Source organism: Bacillus sp. 22-7 (assembly GCF_010628845.1).
Classification (GTDB): Bacteria; Bacillota; Bacilli; order Bacillales; family Cytobacillaceae; genus Cytobacillus; species Cytobacillus firmus_B.
The window spans coordinates 52,964-78,845 of the sequence record NZ_NJQY01000002.1; the positions used below are offsets into that span (position 1 = coordinate 52,964).

19 protein-coding genes and 1 pseudogene are annotated in these 25,882 nt (G+C 40.0%); 17 read left to right on the top strand and 3 right to left on the bottom strand.

The window, feature by feature from the left end:
* The first annotated feature begins 62 nt into the window (after window positions 1-62).
* From CE058_RS00990 to CE058_RS01000, 3 genes are all read left to right on the top strand, one after another.
* Window positions 63-551, top strand: a complete 489-nt coding sequence (locus CE058_RS00990) for a CBO0543 family protein (RefSeq protein WP_076258672.1) — start codon at window positions 63-65, stop codon at window positions 549-551.
* Window positions 552-711: 160 nt separating this feature from the next.
* On the top strand, window positions 712-1,278 hold the full coding sequence (locus CE058_RS00995; protein WP_163139694.1) for an MOSC domain-containing protein: 567 nt from the start codon (window positions 712-714) through the stop codon (window positions 1,276-1,278).
* Window positions 1,279-1,305: 27 nt separating this feature from the next.
* Window positions 1,306-1,992, top strand: coding sequence for a lysoplasmalogenase (locus CE058_RS01000; RefSeq protein ID WP_163139696.1), 687 nt, complete (start codon window positions 1,306-1,308; stop codon window positions 1,990-1,992).
* Between the two features lie 15 nt (window positions 1,993-2,007).
* On the opposite strand, the gene CE058_RS01005 is transcribed toward CE058_RS01000, so the two are convergent.
* On the bottom strand, window positions 2,008-2,583 hold the full coding sequence (locus CE058_RS01005; protein ID WP_048008654.1) for a CBO0543 family protein: 576 nt from the start codon (window positions 2,581-2,583) through the stop codon (window positions 2,008-2,010).
* A 162-nt stretch (window positions 2,584-2,745) separates the two neighbouring features.
* On the opposite strand from CE058_RS01005, the gene CE058_RS01010 reads away from it, so the two are divergent.
* From CE058_RS01010 to CE058_RS01050, 9 genes are all read left to right on the top strand, one after another.
* Entirely contained in the window at window positions 2,746-3,300 is a 555-nt protein-coding gene (locus CE058_RS01010; protein WP_163139698.1) for a DUF3231 family protein, read from the top strand.
* Window positions 3,301-3,671: 371 nt separating this feature from the next.
* A complete protein-coding gene (locus CE058_RS01015; protein ID WP_163139700.1) occupies window positions 3,672-5,294 on the top strand; it encodes a GGDEF domain-containing response regulator in 1,623 nt (540 codons plus the stop codon).
* Window positions 5,295-6,338 (top strand): HEAT repeat domain-containing protein, encoded by a 1,044-nt coding sequence (locus CE058_RS01020; RefSeq protein ID WP_163139702.1) that lies wholly within the window; start codon window positions 5,295-5,297, stop codon window positions 6,336-6,338.
* Window positions 6,339-6,349: 11 nt separating this feature from the next.
* Window positions 6,350-7,750, top strand: a complete 1,401-nt coding sequence (locus CE058_RS01025) for a glycosyltransferase family 2 protein (RefSeq protein WP_483297528.1) — start codon at window positions 6,350-6,352, stop codon at window positions 7,748-7,750.
* Window positions 7,747-10,995, top strand: coding sequence for a hypothetical protein (locus CE058_RS01030; RefSeq protein ID WP_163139706.1), 3,249 nt, complete (start codon window positions 7,747-7,749; stop codon window positions 10,993-10,995). The genes CE058_RS01025 and CE058_RS01030 overlap by 4 nt, the downstream gene beginning before the upstream one ends.
* The gene (locus CE058_RS01035) at window positions 10,996-11,367 is read left to right on the top strand and encodes a response regulator transcription factor (RefSeq protein ID WP_048008658.1); all 372 of its coding nucleotides are present in this window, start codon (window positions 10,996-10,998) and stop codon (window positions 11,365-11,367) included.
* Window positions 11,357-14,230: an ATP-binding protein gene (locus CE058_RS01040; protein WP_163139708.1), complete on the top strand. Its 2,874-nt coding sequence runs from the start codon at window positions 11,357-11,359 to the stop codon at window positions 14,228-14,230. The genes CE058_RS01035 and CE058_RS01040 overlap by 11 nt, the downstream gene beginning before the upstream one ends.
* Before the next feature lie 273 nt (window positions 14,231-14,503).
* Complete coding sequence (gene ggt / locus CE058_RS01045; RefSeq protein WP_163139710.1) at window positions 14,504-16,186, top strand: gamma-glutamyltransferase; 1,683 nt, start codon at window positions 14,504-14,506, stop codon at window positions 16,184-16,186.
* Between the two features lie 31 nt (window positions 16,187-16,217).
* The gene (locus tag CE058_RS01050; protein ID WP_227887615.1) at window positions 16,218-17,372 is read left to right on the top strand and encodes a M20 family metallopeptidase; all 1,155 of its coding nucleotides are present in this window, start codon (window positions 16,218-16,220) and stop codon (window positions 17,370-17,372) included.
* A 202-nt stretch (window positions 17,373-17,574) separates the two neighbouring features.
* On the opposite strand, the gene CE058_RS01055 is transcribed toward CE058_RS01050, so the two are convergent.
* Window positions 17,575-17,895 (bottom strand): AbrB/MazE/SpoVT family DNA-binding domain-containing protein, encoded by a 321-nt coding sequence (locus CE058_RS01055; RefSeq protein ID WP_163139712.1) that lies wholly within the window; start codon window positions 17,893-17,895, stop codon window positions 17,575-17,577.
* A gap of 462 nt (window positions 17,896-18,357) precedes the next feature.
* Here CE058_RS01055 and CE058_RS01060 point away from each other — a divergent pair, with 462 nt between their 5' ends.
* The 3 genes from CE058_RS01060 to CE058_RS01070 all read left to right on the top strand — a co-directional run bounded on the left by CE058_RS01060 (window position 18,358) and on the right by CE058_RS01070 (window position 21,382).
* Window positions 18,358-19,344 carry a F510_1955 family glycosylhydrolase gene (locus CE058_RS01060; protein ID WP_197249697.1) on the top strand — a complete coding sequence of 329 codons (987 nt, stop codon included), beginning with the start codon at window positions 18,358-18,360 and terminating at the stop codon, window positions 19,342-19,344.
* Between the two features lie 14 nt (window positions 19,345-19,358).
* Window positions 19,359-19,817: a hypothetical protein gene (locus tag CE058_RS01065; RefSeq protein WP_163139716.1), complete on the top strand. Its 459-nt coding sequence runs from the start codon at window positions 19,359-19,361 to the stop codon at window positions 19,815-19,817.
* A gap of 125 nt (window positions 19,818-19,942) precedes the next feature.
* Window positions 19,943-21,382, top strand: a complete 1,440-nt coding sequence (locus CE058_RS01070; RefSeq protein ID WP_163139717.1) for an MATE family efflux transporter — start codon at window positions 19,943-19,945, stop codon at window positions 21,380-21,382.
* A gap of 311 nt (window positions 21,383-21,693) precedes the next feature.
* Here the strand turns inward: CE058_RS01070 and CE058_RS01080 are convergent, their stop codons facing one another.
* Entirely contained in the window at window positions 21,694-23,331 is a 1,638-nt protein-coding gene (locus CE058_RS01080; RefSeq protein ID WP_163139719.1) for a multicopper oxidase family protein, read from the bottom strand.
* A gap of 353 nt (window positions 23,332-23,684) precedes the next feature.
* Here CE058_RS01080 and CE058_RS25300 point away from each other — a divergent pair.
* Window positions 23,685-24,281 (top strand): annotated as a pseudogene (locus tag CE058_RS25300) (YncE family protein); the annotation flags it as partial.
* A gap of 392 nt (window positions 24,282-24,673) precedes the next feature.
* Entirely contained in the window at window positions 24,674-25,645 is a 972-nt protein-coding gene (spoIIP, locus tag CE058_RS01090; protein ID WP_286167828.1) for a stage II sporulation protein P, read from the top strand.
* Window positions 25,646-25,882: the final 237 nt, after the last annotated feature.

The window sequence follows — 25,882 nt, forward strand, 5'->3', positions numbered from 1 at the left end:
GAATAAATAAATTCAAAGTGGGTGAATTTAGTAATATCTGTAATAGGAAAGGCTGATCATCTATGGAGAAAAAATTATTAAACCTGCTTCTCGGATTGTGCATTTTTTCTGTTCCATTTTTGTTTAAAGGGAAAAAAATGAGGGAGACTTTAGTTATTTTTTTCTCGAAAGGCGTTCTGGCTTCTCTGGTTGATGCCTATGTTGTTGGAACGAAAAGAGTAGAATATCCGGTCCGGCCTTTTTCAAGGATTTTTAAAACCAACCTGATTTATGATATTTTGTTTTTCCCGCTTTTAAGTGTGATTTGGGTTAAGATGTCTTACAATGACAATTTAGGCAATATTCTTCTCAAAAGCTTGCTGTTCAGTGTGCCCATGAGCATTGCCCAATGGTTCTTTGAAAGAAACACCAGATTATTTAAGTGGAGGAAATGGTCCATTTTCCATACATTTGGCAGTGTGAATTTTACTTTATTCACTATAAGGGGATTTGTGGGGTTTATTAAAACATTGGATCGAATAAAGGGTAATCAAACTATAAACGATATGTAAGTTAAGTTCTATCATGATTCAGCTGGAAATATAGCTATAGTATTAAACAAGGCTGCCACTTCGGCGGCTTTTTCTATGACCTTGTTCAGAAGGAATATTTCCGTCTTTGTTGAATATGGAACAAACAGAGGGAAATAAAGTAGGAAGGCTGCGTGATAGAATGCATACGGAAAAGACGGAAAGGCCAATAGCAGGAACAGTCATCGCTGTTAGTTTAAGCAAGAAGCATACGTTCAGCAAAGAAAGGAAAGATATCATAAAATTGGTGGAGGGATTGGGGGTTCAAGGGGATGCTCACTCTGGCTCAACGGTAAAGCATCGATCCAGAGTCGCACAAAACCCTGATCAGCCCAACCTGAGACAGGTTCATTTAATCCAGCAAGAGCTATTTGAAGAGCTGTCAGGCCGTTTTCATATTGAACCTGGACAAATGGGTGAGAATATTACAACAGCCGGAATCAATCTTCTTGAATTGCCCGTAAACTCAATCTTGTTTTTGGGTCATTCCGCTATGATCAAGATAACAGGACTGCGAAATCCCTGTGCTCAGATCGATCAATTTCAGCCTGGGCTTTTAAATGCAGTGATAGAGAAGGATGAAAATGGGAACCTCATTAGAAAGGCCGGCATAATGGGAATTGTTTTGGAGAGCGGGGAAGTGAAGCCGGGCGATGAAATCCGAGTTGAATTACCGCCAAAGCCTTTTAAAGAACTGGAACGGGTTTAATACGCGGCACAAGGAGGTTGAATAATTTTGAATAACCGGCTGGTTCCAATTTTAATTGGATTGATGGCGATACTGTATATTTTCATTGTTCCTTCTGAGCCACTGGCAATCAAAGTTACCTTTAAGCTGATTCCTATGGGACTCATTATTTTCTATGCATGGCAAAAACTCCCTGCCAGCAATGGGCCGCCATTGCGTTTAATCGTTATCGGCCTGTTTTTCTGCATGCTTGGTGATGGATTCATTGCTGTTTCGTTTGTTGCCGGGCTTGGTGCTTTTCTTGTTGGGCATCTATTTTATTTGACTGGATTTTTGAAGATGTCCCGGATGACAAAGCTCCGCATATCAGCCATCATCCCGATAGGCTTGTATTCTTTGATCATTGGCAGCCAGCTGGTTGCTTCCTTATCCAAAGCAGAAAATGATGCATTGGTGATTCCGGTTATTGCTTATATGCTGGTCATTTCCTTAATGGCGTTATCAGCCATCCTAACCGGTAACAGGCTGGCCATTGCGGGAAGCATTTTGTTTGTAATCTCTGATTCAATCCTTTCATGGAATATGTTTGTTGCGGATATTGTGTATTCAGATATGCTTATCATGGCCACTTACTACTCTGCTCAATTCCTGATTGCGAGAAGCCTTGCTTCATTTAGAGAAGCGGCAGGTGATACCGCAGCCATACCGGAACCAATAGCAAAAAAGACTTTCTGATAAAAAGGAAAGTCTTTATTTTTTTCCTGTTTCTTTTTCCAGACCTTGAAAACTCTCCATTCTCGTTATCCAGTACCCGCTGTAATAAAGAGTGAGGAAGATGACAAAATCATATAGAGTAGACCAGCCTTTGGGATTGTAGAAATCAATGGCGTTAAATAAATTCATTCCTCCAAAAGCTGCAATGGCAGAGAAAATGATTCCTTTTAGCAATGTATTCATTTCAGGCTTAATTTGAAGAGCTAACATTATACCTATTGGTGCCAATGAAAAGTGATACGGCAAAAACAAAAAAGGTGCAAGGGGAATAATAATCATTGGATAGGACCATAACCCTAAAGATAAGGCAGCAAGATCTATTGTCAGGGATAAAATGATGACTGCAAATCCAGCAAGGAGAAGACGCCCGGTGCTGTCTTTTTTTCTATACTTAAACCATATCAGCCAGGGAATGATAAACAAAGCAAGTCCTGCCCACCATTGCCACGTAGTGATAAATTCGTCCTTCACAATTTCCGCGAATACAGAGCTAATATTCGTATATTGTTCATATGCTTGTTCAGACTTGGACAGTCCTTTTTCAAATGCCATACCTATCACCCGTTCTTTCTAGTGTAGCTTCCAGTCATCCATCCGTTTTTGGAAAGGTTTCCTAAGCTGTTCCTCCTGTGCTATTCAGGCTGAGAATCTGACAAAAGTTATGCATTTTTTCTCACTCTGTAGACAACCTATACAGTATAGGAGGTAAAATAGATGCCTAATCCTTTAGAAGCAATTTTTAATATGCTCAGAATTGCGTTTGATAATACCAATGAACCTAAATCACCCTTGCATGTCATTGAAGTTGGGGACATGTGGACGTATTTAACGCTGGTGGAGGAATTCATACGATACGAAGAAATTGGCTTAAACACGACTACAGATGATGAAGTGAAAGAAATGCTTACCGATGTAGTAAAAATATGTGAGTCACAGGTCAAGAGATTAAGCACATTTATGAGAAAAGAAGGAATTCCTTTACCTGACGTAACCTCAGCAAAACCCCATTCAACTCCAAATGAGATTCCTTTAGGCGTTAAGCTGACTGATGATGAAATTACCAATGGGGTCGCATTCAAGCTAGTAACATGTTCCACTGCCTGTGCTAAAGGACAAGCAGACTCTGTCCGTAATGATGCAGGCAATATGTGGACTGAATTCTTTTTAGAATGGACAATTTTTGGAGCTACTTTAAAAACACTAATGAGGAAGCGGGGATGGCTAAAGGTGCCGCCGTATTACTACGCTCCAGGTACTCCAAAAAGGTAAAAACCCAATTCATGTCAGAATTGGGTTTTTCTCTGGGCAGGGACCAAAAATCTGTCAAAGATTTACCATGCCATTCATAAGTATCTTAAGCGGAAAAAAAAGCCATTAAAAAATGTAACAGTTTATTTACAATCAATATCATTATCCTCTATAGTATATTGGATCCAATTTTTCTCAACAGGCTTTTAGACAAGTAATGCTATTTTGCTGTTCATGAGGAAGAGAAGGACATATCCAGGTTTGAAAGCCTATTACTAATGCTTTAGACTAATGATATGGAAGATTTTTGTTAATTTAGGTTTAGTAGTCTTATTTAAAAATAGAAAAAGTACTTTTGACCACTAGCTACTTTTATAAACGAGGTGTAGGTAATGGAGCTGAAAAAATATAAAGTTCTATTATTTGAGAAAATAAAAACGCAGATTACAGACTGGTTTGAAAATAATCTGTCTGAGAATATAAAAAAAGAAGAGGTTTACAGGTTCCTGCATTCCATAAAGGGTACTGCTGGAACACTGCAGCTCACCGGGCTCCATCAGCTGGCAGATAATCTGATCTTGGATATTGAAAATATGGATGAAAAAGAGGATTGGGATAAGGAGGCTTTACGAAATTATCTTTACGATTTAATTGAGATGAGCTATGAGTATGAGCATTTCGAAAGCACATTAAAGCAGCAGGCTCCGATAAGGGTGGAAAATGCCCCTCTTGTTCAGCTGATTGATGATGATATTTCTATGCTGATTCTCCTGAAAGATGCACTCGAAAGCAGGGGCTGGATGGTTATTGCCAGTACAGAGCTGGAGGTTGCAGCAGAGCAGTATTATGATCATCGTCCAGATTGTTTAATAATAGATATTAATTTGGAAGGGGAAAGTGGTTTTAAGTTTTTGGAGAGTTTACAGAAACATACCCGAAATAAGTATGTTCCAAAGATTATGATCAGTGTAAGCAATGATAGGGAAACCAGATTAGACTCATATAAATTGGGGGCAGATGATTTCATTTCAAAGCCAATTGACTTAGAAGAATTTCTATTAAAGATTGAACGTCACTTAGAAAATAAGAAATTATTTGATCAATCGGCAATGATAGATGAATTAACCCGTGTATATAATAGAAGGTTTTTTGAAGACAGTTTAGCAGTATTTATGAATGAATTTTCCAGAAATCATCGGATTTTTTCACTGGCGATACTTGATCTTGATTTTTTCAAAAACATTAATGATACATATGGTCATTCTGCAGGTGATACAGTCCTTGCTGAATTTGCAAAGTACTTAAAAGAAAATGTCCGGCAAACAGATTATGTGTTCCGATATGGCGGCGAGGAATTTATTATCTTATTCTCTGGCGCTACAGATTTCGAAAGTAAAATAGCCCTTGAAAAGATTTTACAAGGGTTTTCGGAAAAGAGGTTTGAACAGTGCGGCCATTCATTTAGTGTTACTTTTTCTGCAGGAGTTAGTATGGTCGATCAGCCGGGGATAGAGAAAGAATCAATAGTGAGGGCCACAGACCAGGCTTTATATGAAGCGAAACAAAAGGGAAGAGCTCGAGTGGAATGCGGCAAAGCCGATCCTATTGCACAGCATAAGAAAAAGCTTTATGTCTCTGTCATTGACGACGATTCGATTATTAGAATGATGCTGACAAAAGTCCTCAGCAATATGGAATTCGATCATGCAGACCTGGATATCCAGGCATTTGAAGACGGGCGAAAATACCTGCATTCAAATCGAATAGAAGAAAAGGGGCCGCATTTTCTGATTCTTGATGGGATTATGCCTGTAATGGATGGCCTAGAGGTTATGCAGGAAATGAAAAAGTCTAAGAGAGCGAAGGACATTCATGTTCTTATGCTGACAGGAAGAAAAAGTGAGCAGGATATTGCCCGTGCATTGAAGCTTGGTGCTGAAGATTACGTGACAAAGCCATTTAGTCTTACAGAACTAGAAGCTCGAATTCAGCGTTTAATTAAGAGGCTGATCTAAATGCTGAAGAATGAAATATTCTTCCTCGGTCTATTAGCTGCTGTCATTTCTGGATTACTGCTTCTCATTCTGTTGTACCTTGTCATAAGAAAATGGCTGGAAGATCGAGAGCGCAGAAAAATTAATGAATGCATTGAAACCCTTAGTCCGCTGATCTTCGAATTTATCTCAGAAGGAGAAATAAGCCGGCACCTTCATTTGGATAATGATATAAAAAAGAAGGCTGCAGAAGAGATTTTGTCTAAGTTCGCAGCCAATTTAACAGGAGAAGAGGAAACGGGAAAACTCAGGGAGTTTGCTGACAGGAATCTGAGAAATTACTTTCAGAGACAGTTGAAGAGCAGAAGGTGGAGTACTAGAATGAACGCACTCTACACTATCGAAGATCTGCATTTCATTGAGTTACAGCCTCAAGTTTTGGAATCAGCTATAAAAGAGAAAATATCACATGATGAAAGGGTACAATCCTTGAGAATACTCGCGGCATTTCAATTCGAAGGAATTCCTGATCTTCTTCTGTATAATAGTGAAAATCTATCGGACGGTGAATTAAGGAATATTATCCTCCGGCTGAATGAAAACTTGTTCAGTCGTTTAATTACAGATTTCCATAATGCTGCAAACCCATTGAAATACGCCATAATAGATTCTGCTGGAATTAGAAAAGAATTAAGATATTTACATTTCATTGAGTCAGTCTATGCCAGCTATGATGGGGAGACTCGTTTAAGAGCAGTAAAGGCACTTTCTTCACTAGGGATGGTTAAGGATATATCACCCTATCTGGACTTGCGTCATTCCGAGGATTGGAAGGAAAGGATGATGGCTGCGAAGCTCTTCGGTTCATTAAAGGAACCTGAACTCATGCCACATTTACTCGACCTTCTCCATGATCGTTCCTGGTGGGTGAGATCTCAGGCTGGGCAATCCATTATGATGTTCCCTCGCGGAAAAGAAGAATTGCAGATTGTACTGGATACCTCGGATGATTCGTATGCAAGGGACATGGCCTGGGAATGGATGAACAAAGGAGAATTTGGTTGATTATGGCTTTTATGTGGGGAAATATATTGGTCGGATTTGCTGCATTTATAGCAGTCTTTATGGTGCTGGTCATTAGTTTCTATTCAATTATTTTAGTAATCTCAGTTTTTCAGCTAAGGAAGGAATATTTGCTGAACCGAAACCAGACATTTGACGAGTATATGAATGAATCCTTCGCAAAACCGGTTTCCATCATTGTACCAGCATATAACGAAGAAGCAGGCATTGTTGCCAGTGTACGATCCCTTCTGAGTATAGATTATCCTTCTTTTGAGATTATCGTTGTCAATGACGGTTCAAAAGATGACACCATTGAAAAAATGATTACACATTATCAAATGAAGGAAATTAACCCAGCTGTCAGGAAGCAGGTTGAAACAAAGGCTGTTAAAAAAGTTTACCAGTCCGCTTCTCTTCCAAATCTATTTTTAATAGACAAAGAGAATGGAGGAAAAGCTGATGCGCTGAACGCAGGAATTAACTTTTCCCATTTTCCTTATTTCTGTTCATTGGATGGAGATTCTGTACTGGAAAGGGATGCTTTCTTAAAGGTAATGAAGCCTATATTGGATTCTGATGGGGAAGTGATTGCTTCTAGCGGAAGCATCCGCATTGCGAATGGCTGTGAAATACAGGACGGCAATATTTTAAAGGTTGGCTTAGCCAGGGAGCCTTTAGTCATCATGCAAATAATCGAATATTTAAGGGCCTTTTTAATGGGCAGGATTGGATTAAGCCGGCATAATTTACTTCTGATTGTCTCTGGAGCCTTCGGTGTTTTTTCCAAGCAATGGGTCATTGATGCGGGAGGCTATAAAACCAATACAGTTGGCGAGGATATGGAGCTCGTAGTAAGGCTCCATAGACTTATCAGAGATAAAAAGCAAAAGAAAAAAATCGTCTACGTCCCTGACCCTGTTTGCTGGACAGAAGTTCCGGAAAGCCCGACCTACCTAAGAAGGCAAAGGCGAAGGTGGCATCGCGGATTATTTGAAAGTCTGTGGACACACAGGAAGATGACCTTTAATCCAAGATACGGCCTTATAGGGTTTATATCCTTTCCATACTTTTGGATCGTAGAGTTTTTGGGCCCGATAGTTGAATTATTGGGATACATTTATGTGGTTATTTCGCTATTTTTGGGTGGTATCTATCTTGAGTTTGCCATCCTGATTTTTCTGCTATCGTGTTTATATGGTTCACTTTTCTCCATGGCCGCCGTTTTACTTGAGGAATGGAGCTTAAGGAAATTTCCAAAAGTCTCTGATTTAATCAAACTGTTTTTCTATTCATTGACTGAAACGTTATGGTACAGGCCTTTGACGGTTTTTTGGAGATGTGAAGGAATATGGCAGCTGGTCAAAGGCGATACAAGCTGGGGAGAAATGAAAAGAAAAGGTGTTTCCGGATGAGACAATTTACCAAAGGGCAAACAGCCGTTTTTCTGTTTGTTTTTGCCGTGCTGATCGTTGTTTCCAGTCCTTTCTGGACATGGTGGATAAAGCAGGATCAAAAACTGAATGTGTTTATTTTGGACAAAACAGTGCCGGATGACTCTTATCGGGAGCATAAGGGACTTATATGGATTTTAAATAATGAAAAATATATCAAATCAGATGGGAATCGATACAGTATTGAGGCTGATTACAGCGGCTTTAAACCAGGAATGAATAATGAATATACTATTAAGCCATTACCGGACAATCTTGAAAAATATCAGGTTCTTTACCTTGCAGATACGTATGGGGTTTATGAGGAAGAATTCTATGGAAGCAATCCATTGGGAGAACGGTCTTCTAATCTATATGGCGGGCTGCAGGAGGAGGAGGTTATTCAGCTGGAGGAAACGTTAGTATCCTCCAAAGGGAAAACACTCATTGCAGAATTCAATACGTTTGCAAGTCCTTCATCAGATGAGGCCCGGCACCGATTGACCAATTTATTGAATATCAGCTGGAGCGGGTGGATTGGGAGGTATTTCCCTGACCTATCGGACAGTGAAGTTCCTATCTGGGTAAAGGAACACTATGGAGACGGAAATTGGGGTCTTAAAGGTTCCGGTCTCGTATTTGTGAACTCGAATGATTACGTTGTGGTTGTCGAAGAGAGTGAAATGGAAGGTAAAGGGGTTGAGTTCCGCCTTACTGATAAGGGCGAGGATTTCTTCGGAATGAAGGTGGGAGCGCCCTATCGGTATTGGTTTGATGTAATCGAGGCAAGAAATGCGGATGAAGTACTGGCTGAGTATTCATTGCCTCTTACTAAGACAGGAAAAAGCAAGCTGCAGAATGCCGGAATCCCTGAAACCTTCCCAGCTGTTATTCAGCACAGCAACGCTGCGTATGCTTCCTATTATTTTGCAGGCGATTATGCAGATGAAGCAGAAGTGCCAACTATTTATCAGACGAGAGGACTTGCCAAGTGGAAAGAACATTTTAGTGCCAATGATTCTTTTTACTGGGAAGCGTACGTACCAATGATGAAAAAGGTGCTGCAGGTAAAGCCGCAGCTGGCGAATAGCAAATTCACCACGGAAATAGATGAGACCAATGGTATACAATTCAATAGCCAAACAAGTGAAGATTATATTCAAATACTGAAAAATGGCACCTGGGAGGATCTGCTAATAAAAGGGGTCAATATGGGAATAGCCAAGCCTGGCCATTTCCCGGGAGAAACAGGAATTACTGAAGCTGAGTATTTCCGCTGGTTTAAAGCAATAGGCGATATGAATGCCAATGCTATCAGGATCTATACTTTGCATCCGCCGGCATTTTATGAAGCGTTTCATAAATATAATCAGATTGCAGAAAAGCCATTATTTCTGTTCCATGGTGTCTGGGTCAATGAAGAAACACTGGTTAAGGAGCAGGATGCTTTCTCAGATGCTGTAACTAAAGATTTTAAAAATGAAATGCAGAAAATGATTGATATTATTCATGGAAATGCCGTCATTGAGGAGAGGCCAGGGCATGCTTCAGGCGAATATACATTTGATATCTCACCATATGTGCTTGGCTTTATGGTTGGTATTGAGTGGGATCCTGAGGCGGTCAAAGGCACGAATAATAAACATAAGGGACTTCAGCAATTCTCCGGTGAGTATTTCCAGACAGCTGATGCCAGCCCGTTTGAAATCTGGCTTGCTGAAATGATGGACTATGCCGTGAATTATGAAACCGCGAGCTACGAATGGCAGCATTCAATGAGTTTTACCAACTGGGTAACGACCGATCTTCTGGAACACCCTTCAGAGCCGTCGGTTAAGGAAGATATGGTTTCTGTAAACCCTAATCATATAAAGAGGACAGATAGGTTTCACGCTGGCCTTTTTGCCTCTTATCATGTTTATCCATATTACCCTGATTTCCTTAACTATGAAGAGAAGTATGTCAATTACATCGATTCAAAAGGGGAAAAGAATAATTATGCAGGCTATCTTCATGATTTAATCGCTGTCCACGAGATGCCAGTAATGGTAGCGGAATTCGGAGTCCCTTCGTCCAGGGGGATGACCCATGAGAACGTTGGGGACATGAATCAGGGATTTCACTCCGAGGAGGAGCAGGGAAAAATAAACAGCCGGCTGTTTAAGTCCATTGTTTCTGAAGGTTATGCCGGCGGTCTCGTGTTTTCCTGGCAGGATGAATGGTTTAAGCGAACCTGGAATACGATGGATTATGATAATCCTGACCGGCGTCCATACTGGTCCAACAGGCAAACAAATGAACAGCATTTCGGCCTGCTGAGCTTTGAACCAGGTAAAAATGAAGCTGGAATATATGTGGATGGCATTGCAGGTGATTGGAAAAAGCTGAACGCGAAACCTGTCTACAGTTCTGGCCGTAAGAATTCTTACTTGAAGGATATGTATGTTCGTTCTGATGAGGAACACTTATATATCCGGCTGGATTATAACCATCCTATTGACCTGGAGAATGAGACCACACGTTTACTGATCGATACCATTGCAGAGCAGGGACAGACTTCGATCCCGGTTCTGACAGGAAAGGTCAAAACGGACTTCGGAGTTGACTTTATGGCAGAAATAGGCGGACAGGATAAATCCAGACTTTTAATAGATAGCTATTATGATACTTTTTATTATCATTATAGCCATATGCTGAATATGATTCCGAATGAAAGCTATGCCAATAAAAAGGATAATGGAGTCTTCCACCCTATCAGGTTAGCACTGAATAAGGAATTAACTATTCCATCCACTGGGGAAACGAAACCGTTCAAATCCTATGAGACAGGCAATTTACAGTTTGGGAATGCAAATCCTGCTCATGAACACTTCAATTCATTAACCGATATAAGTATTAGCAGGAGTAAAAAAGTAATGGAGATCAGACTTCCGTGGGCATTGCTTAATATAAAGGATCCAAGCCAGAAAGAGATAGCTGGGGATCTATGGAGAGAAGGGCTCGCAGGCAGCCAGACAATTGAGGGGTTAAGAATTAGTGCCGTGTCGGAGGACAGAGCAGGTATCTTGGATTCTTTTCCAAAGATGCAAGATGGAGTGCTCCATGGAAAAGATTCTGCCTATTATTCCTGGGACCAGTGGGAGGAGCCAGATTACCATGAAAGGCTTAAAAAGTCCTATCATATTATGAAAGAATCATTTGACTCCGCAGAGTTGGGAGAGAAGTAAATGAAAAAGATATTGATTGCTGAGGATGAAGAAATTCTGCGCATGCTTATTGCTGACACTCTGGAAGAAGGGGACTTTGAAGTCGATGAAGCTGAAGATGGAGAAGAAGCCCTGAAGCTGCTTGAAAAAAAGCAGTTTGATTTGGTCATTCTGGATTATATGATGCCTGGACTTACCGGTCTTGATGTCATCAGGAAAATCCGGGGTGAGCAGGCTCTTAACAAAGAAGTGAAAATATTAATGTTATCTGCCAAAAGCCAGCAAAATGAACAGGAAGAGGTTTTAAAGGCAGGGGCCGATTATTTCATGGTTAAACCATTCAGCCCTCTTCAATTATTTGAGAAGGTTGGAAAAATAGCAGATGAAGCTTAATCATTTTATAAAAAAGAGCCTGACCAGGCAGATTGTTGCGCTTATGGGAGTATTCGTCCTTCTCTTTCTGGCGGGAACCAGTATTTTAATTTTGCTGCAAGAGCAAATAAACAGCTCTTATTACAAAGAACGCGAAAAGCTTATAAAAAAAGAAGAAATTGTTCAGCAAATTGATCATAACTTCAATCTCGTCTTTTTTGATGTCAGAGGCTACTTCGCCTTTGGGAATCCTGAATTAAAAAACCAGGCTGCTGCCTTAAGGCCACAGATCAGAAAACTTATCAGTGAATACAATGGCCTTGCTTCAACCAATGAGGACAAAGCCTTTGGGAAGGAAATGGATGAATTTGCGGATTATTATTTCATTGAAAGACTTCCCGTGTCCATTGAATATTTTGAAGCAGGCCGTATGGACGAAATCATTAAAATGGCAGATTCCGGTGCTACTGCAAGGATTAATACCTTTCAGGATGATATTCAGGTTTATCTGCAAAATTTGAATGATGAGCTGAACGACAGGGTTCAGGATTTAATCCAAAAACAATCCTATATACAAACAGGTTTCTTTCTTTTTCTTGTTGTCATTCTGGTCATTCTGTTTCGGATGATCCGGATTATGTTCAAGCAGGTAGGACAGCCGCTTACTCAGTTTGCCAATGCTGCTGAAGAAATTGCCAGGGGAGGAAAGGCGGAACTGAATGTAGGGCAGGATCGTATGGATGAATTAGCAGTCCTGTCTGTTGCCTTTCAAAAAATGGTGGTGACCCTGCAGGAAAAAGAGCAGGATTTGCTTGCGCAAAATGAGGAGCTTATTGCTCAGCAGGACGAACTTCAAGCGCAGAGAGGAGAATTGGAAGATGCTCTTGGAACCATGCAATCAAATGAAAGAAAACTTGAGCGCCGGAATGAATTGATTAATGGCATCTCCAATTCACTAAAAAAACAGGAAGTGCTGGAAAGTATTGTAATGAATATGTCCAATGTCATTGAAGCGGACTGCGGGATCATTGTAATGCTTGAAAATGATGAATCTGCTTCATTTGGCATTTCATCTTTTGGAGTAGAACAGTTCAAGAATCATTTGAGAAGCGGATTAATTGAGAGGCTGAAACAAACAAAAGAAGGTTTTGCTGTTAAGAGACAATTGCTTCAAGAAGAGAAGGGCTACCATGTAAGAACCGTTTTCGGCTATGACCTTTATTTGCCTGTAATTTCTTCAAATCAAGAGGTTACGGCTGTCATGGTTTTCACCAGATACGGCTTTCCTTTTGCACAGTCGCATATGGATGAATATTCGGCACTATCAAAACAGATTGGGCTGTCGCTCGATAAAATCAGTTCTTACGAAAACTCTGAAGCGAATAGAAAATTGAACCAGGATATTCTCAACACTGTAAAGGAAGGTCTGCAGTATGTTGACAGGGACGGCTGCATCCTGCAGGTCAATAAACAGCTTTGCGAAATGTTCCACTGTGAGGGTGGGTTTGAAGGGATTGTTGGACTGACTTGGGATAAATGGAGCGTACTTCTAAAACAGCAGGTAGAGGATGAAGATGGTTTTACCGAATTCATCTGGCGGGCCTTTAATGGTAAAACATCCAGCGGGGAAACGTTTGTATACAAAACAAAGGATAGAGGGCATATCTGCCAGATGTACTGTGAAGATCTTTATCAGAATAATGAGTGTGTTGGAACTGTATTGGTCCACAGGGATATTACAAAAGAATTTAAAGTGGATGAAATGAAATCGGAGTTTGTCAGCACCGTCAGCCATGAATTGAGAACACCGCTTGCCAGCATTTTAGGTTTCTCGGAGCTGCTGCTGAACAGGGAACTCAAGGCGGAAAAGCAGAAGAAATATTTGATGACAATATTAAATGAGGCGAAGAGGCTTACGTCTCTAATCAACGATTTTCTTGATGTCCAACGGATGGAATCCGGTAAACAAACATATGAAAAAAAATATATTGAGCTTATTCCTATTATTGAGAAAGTAATTGATAATCAGCAGGTGCAGACGGATGTTCACAATATTACATTAGAACCATTTAGTGGAAATGATGTCATTCTTGGTGATTCCTGCAAAATCGAACAGGTATTTTCCAATTTGATAAGCAATGCCATCAAGTATTCTCCATCTGGAGGTCCCATCAATATAAGGTTGTTTGAAGAAAACAGCCTGCTTCATATAGAAGTGGAAGATCAAGGACTGGGAATTCCTGAAAATGCAGCTGCGGATATTTTTAACAAATTTTACAGAGTGGACAATTCAGATCGACGCCGAATTGGCGGAACGGGGCTTGGGCTGTCCATTGTACAGGAAATAGTAAAGGCTCATGATGGAATGATAAGTGTCAAATCTAAATACGGGAAAGGAAGTACCTTCATAGTTTCCATTCCAGCTGTTTATAAGCCTTCCCATGGACTGGATGAGAATATTCATCAAAGCGGCACACGCTATGAAGTGCTGGTTATTGAAGACGACCAAAGCCTGGCAGAACTGTTTATTCAGGAGCTTACGGAAAACAATTTGCATGCGAAGCATTTCAATAATGGAAGGGATGTCCTGGAGTATTTGGAAAATCACCTGCCTGATGCGATTGTTTTGGATATCATGCTTGATGAGGGGCTTGATGGATGGAGTATTATGAAGATATTAAAACGAAATGAAGTATTAAGTCACATTCCAATCATTATTTCAACTGCACTGGATGAAAAAGAGAAAGGCCTGTCACTGGGAGCTCATGAATACCTGATAAAGCCTTATCAGGCGGGAAGCCTGTCGATGGCCATTATGCAGACACTGCTTAAGGTTGGAAAAGCCGGTCAGATATTGATTCCTGAAAATTCACCCGGTGATTGATTAATATAGGCTCTTCATTAAAAAAATTTTTCCATGGAAAACCTTCCGGCATTCGTATTTAAAACAGGGAGCAGCTGCTTCAGCTTTTAAGATTAATTTCCGTAAAAGATTTATTAATAACAGGTACCCGGATCTTTAGTCATCAAAATGACTCAAGGTCCGGTGCCTTTTTTTGTATGTTTCAGCTATTTTCAGCCGGGTACAAGAGATTAAAAGCTCTTAATACTAAAATAGAATCTAGTAATTTATAGGGGAACCTATAGGAGGGATTCAATGGATAGGGTAGATACCAGACACATGGAAAATGACACTGAGGACAAGAGGCAGAAGGCGACTGGCACTCATGGAATGGCTGCTTCTGCAGTACATGAAGCAACAGAAGCCGGTGCCGCAATCTTAAGGAATGGCGGCAATGCCATGGATGCCCTTGTTGCCATTCAATTTGCCCTTAGTGTGGCAGAAGTGTTTAACACAGGAATTGGGGCAAGCGGATACATCGTCTATTATGATCAGAAATCAAAAAAGACAAAGGTGATCAACGGCCATTCACAGACTCCTTCAGGGGCAGATAAAGATCAGTTCTTAAATAAACAAGGAGAGATTACTCCTTACTTTCAGCAGACCATTGATGCCAAGTCAGTAGGCATTCCCGGTATCATGAAGGCTATGGATGAGGGGCATAAAAGGTTTGGGACAAAGCCGATGGAGGACCTGATTGAGCCTGCCGTTAAACTGGCTGAAGAAGGCTTTAGGGTGAACTGGCAATGGGACGAAGTCATCGAAATTCTTCATATCAGGATGGGGGAAGAAGCAAAGAAGTTTTTTATGCCGGAAGGTGTTCCGTTAGTGCAGGGAGACTGGGTACAAAACAAAGACCTGGCAAAGACTCTTAGAATACTGCAAAAGAATGGGATACAAGCGCTTTATGAAGGTGAAATTGCAGATGCCATCATCAAGACGCTTAAAGAGCAGGGCGGTATTATGACGAATGAGGATCTGCAAAACTATCGGGCTCCAATTGAAGAACCGGTGATGGGAACCTACAGAGGCTATGATATTGCCGTTCCAGGACCACCTAATGGCGGAGGGATTGCCCTGCTGGAGCTATTAGGAATACTGGAAGGTTTTGAACTTAACAAGTATGGAGTATCTTCCTGGGAAAAGTATTATTTATTCTCAGAGGCAATGAGATTAGCATTTTCTGATAAGCTGGCTTATATGGGAGATCCTCATTTTTCTGAAATTCCGGTTGAAGGTCTGCTTCATAAAGAGTATTTAGAAGAACGGCGGAGAAAGATTGACTGGAAATCGAGAAATCCGGAAATTGACTGCGGCAACCCCTGGAAGTTCCAGGGCAGCGATCGTCCAAAGGGCGAAGTAAAGGTATATCAAACTGGACAAGATACTACGCATTTTACCGTTGCGGACAAGTGGGGGAACATTGCAGCCTGCACGTCTTCCAATGAGCATATTATGGGTTCAGGCATCATGGTACCAGGTTACGGATTTTTGCTTAACAATGATTTGACCGATTTTACACCTGAACCGGATCATATTAATAGCCTGGCACCAAATAAACAGCCGGTCAGCGCAAAAGTACCTGCAATAATATTCAAAGATGGAGTGCCTGTTTTAACGCTGGGCTCTCCTGGCGGCCCAACCATTGTTGCTTCAGTTTCGCAGGTTATCAGCCATATACTCGACTTTGAAATGGATGTAAAAGATGCAATCGAAGAACCAAGGATTTATAACAGTGTAGGACCTGATGTCTGGACCGAACAAGGCATTGGCCAAGGTGAAATTGACAAGCTCCGCAAAATGGGATTTCAGTTTGATGATACAGACAGGCCAATTGGGAATGTCCAGGCAATCCTGATGGATCCCAAAACTGGCATGCTGCATGGAGCTGCTGATTCAAGCAGGCCAGGATCAGCCATTGGATTTAACGAAGAGTAACCCGGTGATTATTTGAATAGGAGTGATTTCATTGAATCAATATGAAGCGTATTTGGAGGAAAAAATGCCGGAAATGATGAACTTGCTCGAGGAACTCGTTAATATAGACAGCGGCTCTTATCATAAAGAAGGAGTGGACAAGGTTGGCACTGTTTTGAGAAAGGAATTTGAGGATTTGGATATGGATGTTCTTGTTCACCGTGAATCAGAGTATGGAAACCATCTTGAGATAAAAGCTGAAAAGGATAGCGACCCTAAAATCATCATTATTGCCCATATGGATACTGTATTTCCAGAAGGTGAAGCAGAAAAGCGCCCATTCAAAATGATTGGGGATAAAGCCTATGGACCGGGAGTGAGTGATGAAAAGGCAAGCCATGTATCCGTGTTGTACGCATTGAAACTTCTTAAGGAAAGAGGATCGGACGCATATAAAAATGTACACCTGATTTTTAATAGTGATGAAGAAATCGGCTCACGAAAATCAAAAGCCATTATTAAAGAGGCGTCGATAGGTAAAAAATTCTCACTTGTCGTTGAATCCGGAAGACCAGATGACGGCATAGTCACAGAAAGAAAGGGAATTGGCAGATTTATCTTTGATGTTAAAGGAAAAAGTGCCCATGCAGGGGTTGAACCCGAAAGAGGACGAAGCGCCATTGATGAACTGGCACATAAAGTAGTGAAACTTCATGATTTAAATGATTACGAGAGAGGCTTATCGGTCAATGTGGGCTTAATTGACGGCGGCATCTCTTCCAATACTGTCGCCCCAGATGCAGAAGCGCAAGTGGATGTTCGAGTCAAGAACATGGAACAGGCAAAGGAGATTACGGCAAAAATCACAGAAATTGCAGAGGAGGAGGAAGTGCAGGGAACAGAAACCAGCTTATCAGGTAAAATTGGAAGACCGCCAATGGAAAAAGTGGCGGGAACGGACAAATTGATTGAGGAAATAAAGGCTGCAGGGGAAGAACTTGGAATGTCTATAAGGGAAGTCAGCACCGGCGGAGGTTCGGATGCAGCGTATACATCCACTGAAGGAGTCCCAACTGTGGATGGCATGGGGCCGCTCGGAGAATTTTCCCATAGTGAGACAGATGAGTATATCGATTTGAAAACGTTTCCGAAGCGAACGGCATTACTGGCAAGAACGATTGAGAGGTTAAGCAGGATGGGGAAATGATACGAAATGTATGGCCTGAAGAGTTGGACTGTGCCTGTGATAATAATTTCACTTTTGGCGGATGACAATACCATGCAAAAAATAATCGTAAAAATTCCTACTATAATAGCTCATTAAAAAGTTAAGTTTAATAATTCACTAAGGGAGCTGGTTGGCTCCCTTAATACAATAATTCAAATTGGCATAAATAGTTTAATAGTGTTTAAGGATAACTAAATTGGTCTTGATCTTCCATATTATCTAAATTTGTAATTGAGATAGAGCCTTTTTCTGAATGAGCTTCTAACCTTAATTGGGAGGCTGCGGAGATCTTTAGCATGTTTCTCAGTTCCATAGGGATAGAGAACCTCCCGTTCCTAAAAATCACCTTATTTAAATGATCATCTTCATGGTGTCTGCTTATCACAAGCTGGCGAGCTTCGTGAAATATATATACAAAGTCCCCATCCGTTACACCCAAATTTTTCTTAAGGGCTGCAGGCAGTAAGATTTGGCCATTTTTGGATAATTTTTTAATATACAAGGAATCTTCCTCCTTTCATCCCATATTAATCCAGTAACAGAAAGCCCGATCTGTTTATGAGCCGAAGATCTTCTTAACAGAGCATTTGCTATTGCCAAAATCTCCCTATCATTAAAGGGTTTGGTTTTATAATCGTCTGTGCCATGCTTAAATCCATTGAGTATATCTTAAAAAGTTAAGCATCTTCATAATAAACATTATCTTTTTCATTTCAGCTGCTCCTCATCTGGTAATATCCTTAAACTTACTTTACAAAAAAAATATGAAGAAACCTTGCATTAAGAAAAAATCTTAGGTTTTTATAGGAATGTCTTTCTGGCTGTGTTTTCTGCACACTATATGCATATTTTTGTTATAGTCTTTAAGAAATCTTGAAGGAGTAAGTTGAACAACTTTTCCAGGTGGCTTTTTTAGGTTGTAATATTCTAAAAGGGCCTTATATTGGTAGCAGGAGTGAAATCTATGAAGAAGATATGTTTATTTGCAGTAATTGGATTAACGTTTAGCCTTGCAGCCTGCGGACAGGCTGAAGAAAAAGATACCAAGGATACCGGACAGTCGGAAGTACAAACTGGTGAACAGGAAAATGGGGGAGAAGAAACATCCATTTCTTCAAATAGCTTTTTTGAAGTTTTCGATGGAAAAATAGATCATATTCACGGAGTTGGTTATGCTGGAAATCAAGGTAAGGTCTATTTTGCAGCTCATGACGGCTTAAAAGTTTATGATAACGGAAAGTGGTTTAAAACAAAGAAAGAAAATAACGATTATATGGGCTTCAATGCGACACAAGACGGGTTTTATTCCAGCGGACACCCTGGAAATGATTCTAAACTGCCAAACCCTTTAGGTATTCAGTATAGTCCCGATAATGGACAAACTCTTGAAAAGAAAGCCCTTGAAGGAGAAACGGATTTTCATTTAATGGGAGCAGGCTATGAAAATTCGGTTATTTTCCTAATGAACCCGCAGGAGAATTCTATTATGGATACTGGAAAGTTTTATCTCAGCGAAGATAAAGCAAAGACATGGAAGGAAGTTGCTGCAAATGGTTTGGAAGATACATTGCTAAGTTTATCTGTTCATCCTAATAATGCAGATTATTTAGCAGCATCTGGACAGCAGGGAATTTACCTGTCAAAGAACAAAGGGGAAAGTTTTGAACGAATCTCGAAAAGCGGACAGGGTACATCTGTCTTTTTTACAAACGAGGGCTTAATATATGGCACTTACGATGGTACAGCCAAGTTGACAAAGCTTTCTCTTACTGATGAAACAGAGGAAGAGATAGCATTGCCTAAAATGAAAGAAGATGCTGTTATGTATTTTGCTCAAAACCCAAAAAATGAACAGGAATTGACGTTTGTTTCTTTTAATGGAGACATATATCATACTGCTGATGGCGGCAATAACTGGGATCGTATTGTTGAAGCAGGAAGTATTAGATAAATAAGGAAAAAGAATTGAAGTTTGCTTCGATCCTTTTTCTTTATTTAAAACTGTTCCATTATAAAGACATGCCATCCAAGCAGGTTGGAGCCCAGGAGTTTATACGGAATAATACCATCAAACCTGTCCTAAACGGTTTACCAAAAGCGGACAAAATATTTGCCGATTTCCTTCTAGAAGGTTCTGGGCAGCAGCATGCCAAGTTGGGTTTTATTGCTAAGGGCGAGGAACAAAATGAATTAATTAATCCGGATAAGGAGTTAGTAAAAGCTGCAGATGACTTGGTATTTGAGTTAAAGATCGATGCTTTGGTTTTAAAACAGCATATTATGACATTTACTGTTGCTGATAACAAAGGAAGTAAAATCACGGATTTGGAGCCTAATCTTGGATCAGCCGGACATGTCGTAATTGTGAATGGAAAATGGAAGAGTTTCTCCATGCCCACCACAAAGATGATCCATTCAATATAAATATTCCGGATAAGTAAATAATGTTAATAGACTAATTATAGAATGGGGCACACTTATAAGGTGTGCCCCATTTTATTAAATTGTAATTATCATTTACAGCCTTCTCAGAAATGGAGGAGAAATAGTTGAAGGATGATTTAGTAGAAGTAAAACTGAAAAATATTCAATCTAATAAAGAAAGGCTAAAAATCATAATAGTCCTGGCCATTCCTGCTGTAATCGAAAATTTTTTTCAAACCATCCTTGGTTTTGTAGACACCTATTTTGTGTCAAAGTTAGGTTTGGCGGAAGTATCCGCAGTTGGAGTTACCAACGCAGTTCTCGCCATTTATTTTGCTCTATTCATGGCAATAGGGGTAGCAGCCAATGTGAGAATTGCCAACTTTCTTGGAGCGAAACAACCGGAAAAAGCAAGGCATATTTCCCAGCAATCTATTGTCTTGGCGATTTTCTTTGGTTTGATTACTGGTTTAGCAACTTTATTATTTGCTGAACCCTTATTAAAATTAATGGGGATTGAATCAAGTGTTCTAGAGGCAGGGTCGCTATATTTTCGAATAGTCGGCATTCCTTCGATTTTTATGTCCTTAATGTTTGTCATAAGTGCAATCCTGAGAGGAGCAGGAGATACGAAAACACCGATGAAGGTCAGTATCATTATTAATATTGTTAATGCAGCATTAGATTACGTTTTGATATTCGGTTTTTTATTTATTCCAGAACTGGGAATCGCGGGAGCTGCCCTTGCTACAGTATTCTCCCGGGTTGTTGGCAGCGCGGCACTCCTATATTACCTTAATCAATCAAAAGTTCTTGCTTTTCGCAAGGACTATTGGAAGCTGGACAAAGTACATTTAAAAGAGTTGACGACGCTTGGAGCACCAGCCGCGGGTGAAAGGTTAGTGATGCGTGCTGGACAAATCGTCTATTTCGGATTTGTAGTGGCACTTGGAACAAACGCCTTTGCCGCCCACCAAATCGCAGGAAATATTGAGGTCTTTTCTTATATGATTGGTTATGGGTTTGCAACAGCAGCCACAATACTAGTTGGACAGCAAATCGGTGCAGGAAACCTAGATGAAGCTAGACGATATGCTAAACTTACAACCTTATTAACTTTAGCATCAATGACTGCCCTGGGGGCTATGTTGTTCTTTCTTGGTGAATGGGCAGGAAGTTTCTTTACAAAGGATCAGGAAGTAATCGGTAATATTGGAACGGCTCTAAAGATATCGGGAGTTTTCCAGCCATTTCTAGCTGTCCTTATGGTATTAACAGGAGCTTTCCAAGGTGCAAACAATACAAAATTCCCTATGTACCTGACAGCTTTTGGCATGTGGGCAGTACGAACAGTTCTTGTTTATGTTTTGGCTATTGCGCTGGGCTGGGGATTGGCCGGCGTTTGGATTGCGATAGGCGCTGACATTGCATTCCGGGCAATTGTGCTAGTTATCCAGTTCAAAAGAGGAAAATGGATGGCACTTGAGAAAGCACCGGAGGCAGAATCTGAGTGTCATCCGCAGACAACAAAGGAAACGATGTCGGCATGCGTAAATAATTACTAAATATATGAATTATGCCAGAGGAAGCAGTTGCTATTTTATAGAATGAGGACCCAGGAAGATTACTTTCATCCTTTCAATTGGTTTTTTTACATAGCAGGATACCCTGAATTTATAAAGGTCATCATGGCGAACCAACCTAAAACAAGAAAGCTTTAACAGGACGCCAAACCCGGCTAAAAAAGCGACTAGCCCAAATATGACTATACCCAATAAAACCACTCCTATTTATTAACAAAAAGGTTAGATCCGATCTTTCTAAAAAAGCGACCTATTTGCAAGGCCGCTTCTTTAATTACTTAGCTATTTGCTAATTATTCTGGTTTATTATTCGCGTTAGGATCAGGAGTAAAGTTTGGTTTAAATCCATCGTATTTAACCATATTCACCATTCCCGCTGTCGCATGGTGAAGATCATGACAATGGAATAGCCAATTGCCAGGATTGTCTGCTTTAAACGCAACCACATATTCATCACCAGGCTTTAAGTTAATCGTATCTTTCATGATCGGCGAACCTTCTACAGGTTTCCCATTCCTGCTGATGACCTGGAAGAAGTGGCCGTGCAGATGCATAGGGTGGTCATCCATCATAGAATTATTAGTCAGTGTCACCTTAACGAGGTCGCCTTCCTTGACATTAATGTTATCAGTTTCTGGGAACGTATTGCCGTTAATCGTATAAGCCATTTCGCTGCCATCCATCGCTGTGTTTAAATCCATTTTATAGTCAACATCATATTCCTGATCCAGCGAAAACTCACCTTTGTCAGAACCGCCATAATTCATAAATGTGAATTCTGGAAGCTCTTCGGATTGGTTGGACTTATCAGTAGAGCCAGGAGAGTTTTCATATTGTATCATTGTCTTCATTCCACGTGTGCCTTCCATGTCCCCGTGGCACTCTATAAACCATTCGCCAGGGTTGTCTGCTGTAAACTCTATATCATAACGCTCACCAGGTGCTATTGAAATCACCTGATCTTTAATTTCCTTTGGTTCATTTAGTTCTTGCCCATCAATGGCTGCCACTTTGAAATCATGGCCATGCAGATGGATTTTATGTGACATAAATCCTGCGTTGACAAGTCGAATTCTGACTTTTTCTCCTTGTTTTACCTTTAAGGGCTCAATGCTGTCGCCGCTTTTGCCATTTATCGAAAAGATATCGTAAGCACTCATGTCATGGCCCATTTCCCCCATACCATTCATGCTGTCGTTGCCTTCTGACTCCATGCTGCTGTGATCCATGCCGCTCATACTTGATTCTTCAGAATCAGACTCTTTATCATTATCTTCTTCTGAACCCATGTTGCTATGATCCATTCCTACCATGGAGGATTCACCTTCTACAGGCTTGCTCATCCACTCATCAAGCATAAGGGTATAGTCACGATCATAAGTCTTCTCTTTTGGTTCTACAATAAATGAACCGTATAGACCTTTATCCATTTGCTCAACAGCATTTTGATGGGTATGGTACATGTATGTTCCAGGATCCTCGGCTGAAAATTCATATGTGAAGGTTTCACCTGGCTGGACTGCGTTTTGTGTCACACCTGGTATGCCATCCATTTCATTGGGAACTGGAATCCCATGCCAGTGAATGGACACTGGTTCATTAAGTTCATTCTTTAGGTTGATTTTTACTTTTTCTCCTTGCTTTACCCGTATTTGGGAACCTGGGACAGAGCCATTGAATGTTAGGGCCTTAACGCTTACACTCTTATTCAGCTGATGTTTGCTTTCTTGAGCAACAATGTTAATTTCATTGCCCGTAAGTGTTTCTGTAGTGTTTGTAGTCTGCAGCCCCTCGTCATTCTCTTTTTCTTCAGAATTATTCTCCTCTTCCATGTCCATGTTTCCATGGTCCATTCCACTCATACCGCTATTTGAACAGGCAGCGAGGAAAAGGATTGAAAAAATGAATATAGCAAGCAGTTTAATCTTCATGCCGGTAACCTCCTGTATTTATTCAAAACAAATCATAATAAAAATAAATGCAGAAATTATGGATGTGAAAAAAATTCAGGGAATTTTTAATTGAGTGCATTGAGTAAAATTCGGTTTTTATTTGAGTTGAAAATAATTATCTTACATCCCAGATATGGAGATTTTATGGATTTCGAAAGATTGTTAGACTTTTTGAAAGTTTGATTGCTAAAGTGAAAATGAATCACTTTGGTTACTATTTTTCGTTATTATGATTGCCATAAATACGAAAAGGAGGCATATCTTTATGTGCAAATCAAAAAGCATGGTTAGGGTATTTATCTTAATGACAGGAGGGGTGCTGGCTGGCTGCAGTCATTGATATAGCAAGCTTTGAGGTGGTTAGTACAGTCGATACAGGAAAAGGGCCACATGGATTTAGAATCTCAGCAGACGGTAAGAGCGCTTATATTGCAAACATGGGTGAAGATACAGTCAGTGTTGTTAATATTGGTTCCATGAAAGAGGAAAAACGGATAAAAGTAGGAGCAGCTCCTGTTACTACAGGTGTCACTTCAGATGGAGAAACACTTGTTGCTACATTAAATGGAGAAAATGCTCTTGCAGTTGTTGATTTGGCTACTGAGAAGGTTGATAAAATTCCTGTTTGTACTGGTCCCGCATAAGTCTATATTGATGAAAATGATCAGTTTGCCTATGTTGCAAACCAAGGAACAGAAGAAGCTCCTTCCAGCAGTGTTACAGTCATAGACCTTGCTGCAAATAAAGCAACAGCTGAAATTAAAACTGGAAAAGGATCACATGGAGTCGTAACAAGTCCAGATAATAAGAAAGTCTTATGTACAAATATGTTTGAGGATACGGTCAGTATCATCGATAAAGAACAGAATAAAGTAATTGAAACGATTGAAGTAAAAGGTGTGCCGAATGGAATAAGCATTACAGAATAAGTTAAATGGAATCAATATCCTTACAAAAATCCGCCTAACAATATGAATTAGGCGGATTTCTTTTTTTCTATCACTTTTCATGCAGTTAAATATTGCAAGAAAATTAGCTCTATATAACTGTTAATAGAGTTCAATTAGAATCTATTCTATTATCTATTTTTAATCATATATTAAATTACCAAGGAGAATACTAGAACGGGGGGAACATAATGAAAGAAAGGAATCATACTTCCATGTTTTTTATACGAGTTCACTGGATTTATCTTGCCTTTTTTTTATTCATTTTCAGTACTGTATTTTTTATAAATTATCTTGATTTAAAAGAAAGATTAAATTCTTCCGTTATTACAGCTACTAGTGAAAAGGTGCATGCTAATTTTTTCCTAAGCCTAATGTCAACTGAAATAGGCCCGCTAAAGTCAACTATAAAGGAAGAAGAAACGCCATCTATCTCCCGTACGGCATTTCTCACCTTTACAAATATTTGGCCGGAAGACATTCGGACGTTTCTTGGGAGAGAAATTCCTGCTTTTTCTGCCTTTAACACCGAAATTGCCATTGCAGGACTCGGAACAGACCTCACTACTTTGCCAATGGAATCTGCTCCCCCGTTGGAGATGCTTTTGAAAGAGAAAGAACTGGCAGAGAAGGACCAAGCTAGTCCAAATACTCCACAAGACAAGGGATCCTCGCCTGTTCCAAATACTGGTAAGGATGTGGCATTTATTTATCATTCTCATAGCTGGGAAGCCTTTTTGCCATTACTGTCCGGGAAAAAATCGGCAAATGAAGCTGTAAGTTTAAATGAAAGTAAAAACATTATAGCGGTTGGCAAAAAGCTGAAAGTCGAATTAATGAAGCGAGGGATAGGAGCAAACCATAGTACTTCGAATGTTACAGAGGAATTGAAAAAGAAACATTGGAATTATAATCATTCCTATGCTCTTTCTAGAGAAACAGTAATAGAGGCAATGGCCCAAAAATCATCAATTAGCTATCTTATTGATATTCACAGAGACTCCCAGCCAAAGAACCTTACAACGGCAACAATAAATGGGGAGCCATTTGCAAGATTATTTTTTATCGTCGGAAAGGAAAATAGAAACTTTGAAAGAAATCTTGCACTAGCTAAAGATTTAAATAAAAAGCTGGAAGAAGAATTTCCGGGAATTAGCAGAGGTGTTTTTATAAAAACAAAAGATGATGGGAATGGAGTATATAATCAAGACCTTTCCAGCCAATCAATGCTGCTTGAGTTCGGAGGAGTAGAAAATAATAACACTGAACTAGATAATTCTATTGAAGCATTTGCGGAAGTTTTCAGTGAATATTACTGGGATGCTGAGGAAGTAAACGGAAATTGAAGCTGGTAATATTAACTATATAAGACTTTATTTATGCTCATTTTAAATAAACTGCCATTTCGCAAATTGTATGGGATGGTTAGCAGTTGCTTTCAAAATAAAATGAAGATGATTTTTGAGCAGTGGAAAAATGTTCAAAAATCAGCTGTTTCTAACTGCTCTTTGAAAGTAATTGTAAATATTTTCAGCCTTCATAAAATCTTCATAATTAAATGCTATGAATGAAAAAGGAACTTT

What these genes read in the sequence shown, in the direction of transcription:
- ggt (WP_163139710.1), top strand. Translation starts at nt 14,504, where the DNA reads ATGGATAGGGTAGATACCAGACACATGGAAAATGACACTGAGGACAAG.
- CE058_RS01020 (WP_163139702.1), top strand. Translation starts at nt 5,295, where the DNA reads ATGCTGAAGAATGAAATATTCTTCCTCGGTCTATTAGCTGCTGTCATT.
- CE058_RS01080 (WP_163139719.1), bottom strand. Translation starts at nt 23,331, where the DNA reads ATGAAGATTAAACTGCTTGCTATATTCATTTTTTCAATCCTTTTCCTC.
- CE058_RS01060 (WP_197249697.1), top strand. Translation starts at nt 18,358, where the DNA reads ATGAAGAAGATATGTTTATTTGCAGTAATTGGATTAACGTTTAGCCTT.
- CE058_RS01040 (WP_163139708.1), top strand. Translation starts at nt 11,357, where the DNA reads ATGAAGCTTAATCATTTTATAAAAAAGAGCCTGACCAGGCAGATTGTT.
- CE058_RS01015 (WP_163139700.1), top strand. Translation starts at nt 3,672, where the DNA reads ATGGAGCTGAAAAAATATAAAGTTCTATTATTTGAGAAAATAAAAACG.
- CE058_RS01035 (WP_048008658.1), top strand. Translation starts at nt 10,996, where the DNA reads ATGAAAAAGATATTGATTGCTGAGGATGAAGAAATTCTGCGCATGCTT.
- CE058_RS01010 (WP_163139698.1), top strand. Translation starts at nt 2,746, where the DNA reads ATGCCTAATCCTTTAGAAGCAATTTTTAATATGCTCAGAATTGCGTTT.
- spoIIP (WP_286167828.1), top strand. Translation starts at nt 24,674, where the DNA reads ATGTCAACTGAAATAGGCCCGCTAAAGTCAACTATAAAGGAAGAAGAA.
- CE058_RS01005 (WP_048008654.1), bottom strand. Translation starts at nt 2,583, where the DNA reads ATGGCATTTGAAAAAGGACTGTCCAAGTCTGAACAAGCATATGAACAA.
- CE058_RS01025 (WP_483297528.1), top strand. Translation starts at nt 6,350, where the DNA reads ATGTGGGGAAATATATTGGTCGGATTTGCTGCATTTATAGCAGTCTTT.
- CE058_RS00990 (WP_076258672.1), top strand. Translation starts at nt 63, where the DNA reads ATGGAGAAAAAATTATTAAACCTGCTTCTCGGATTGTGCATTTTTTCT.
- CE058_RS00995 (WP_163139694.1), top strand. Translation starts at nt 712, where the DNA reads ATGCATACGGAAAAGACGGAAAGGCCAATAGCAGGAACAGTCATCGCT.
- CE058_RS01030 (WP_163139706.1), top strand. Translation starts at nt 7,747, where the DNA reads ATGAGACAATTTACCAAAGGGCAAACAGCCGTTTTTCTGTTTGTTTTT.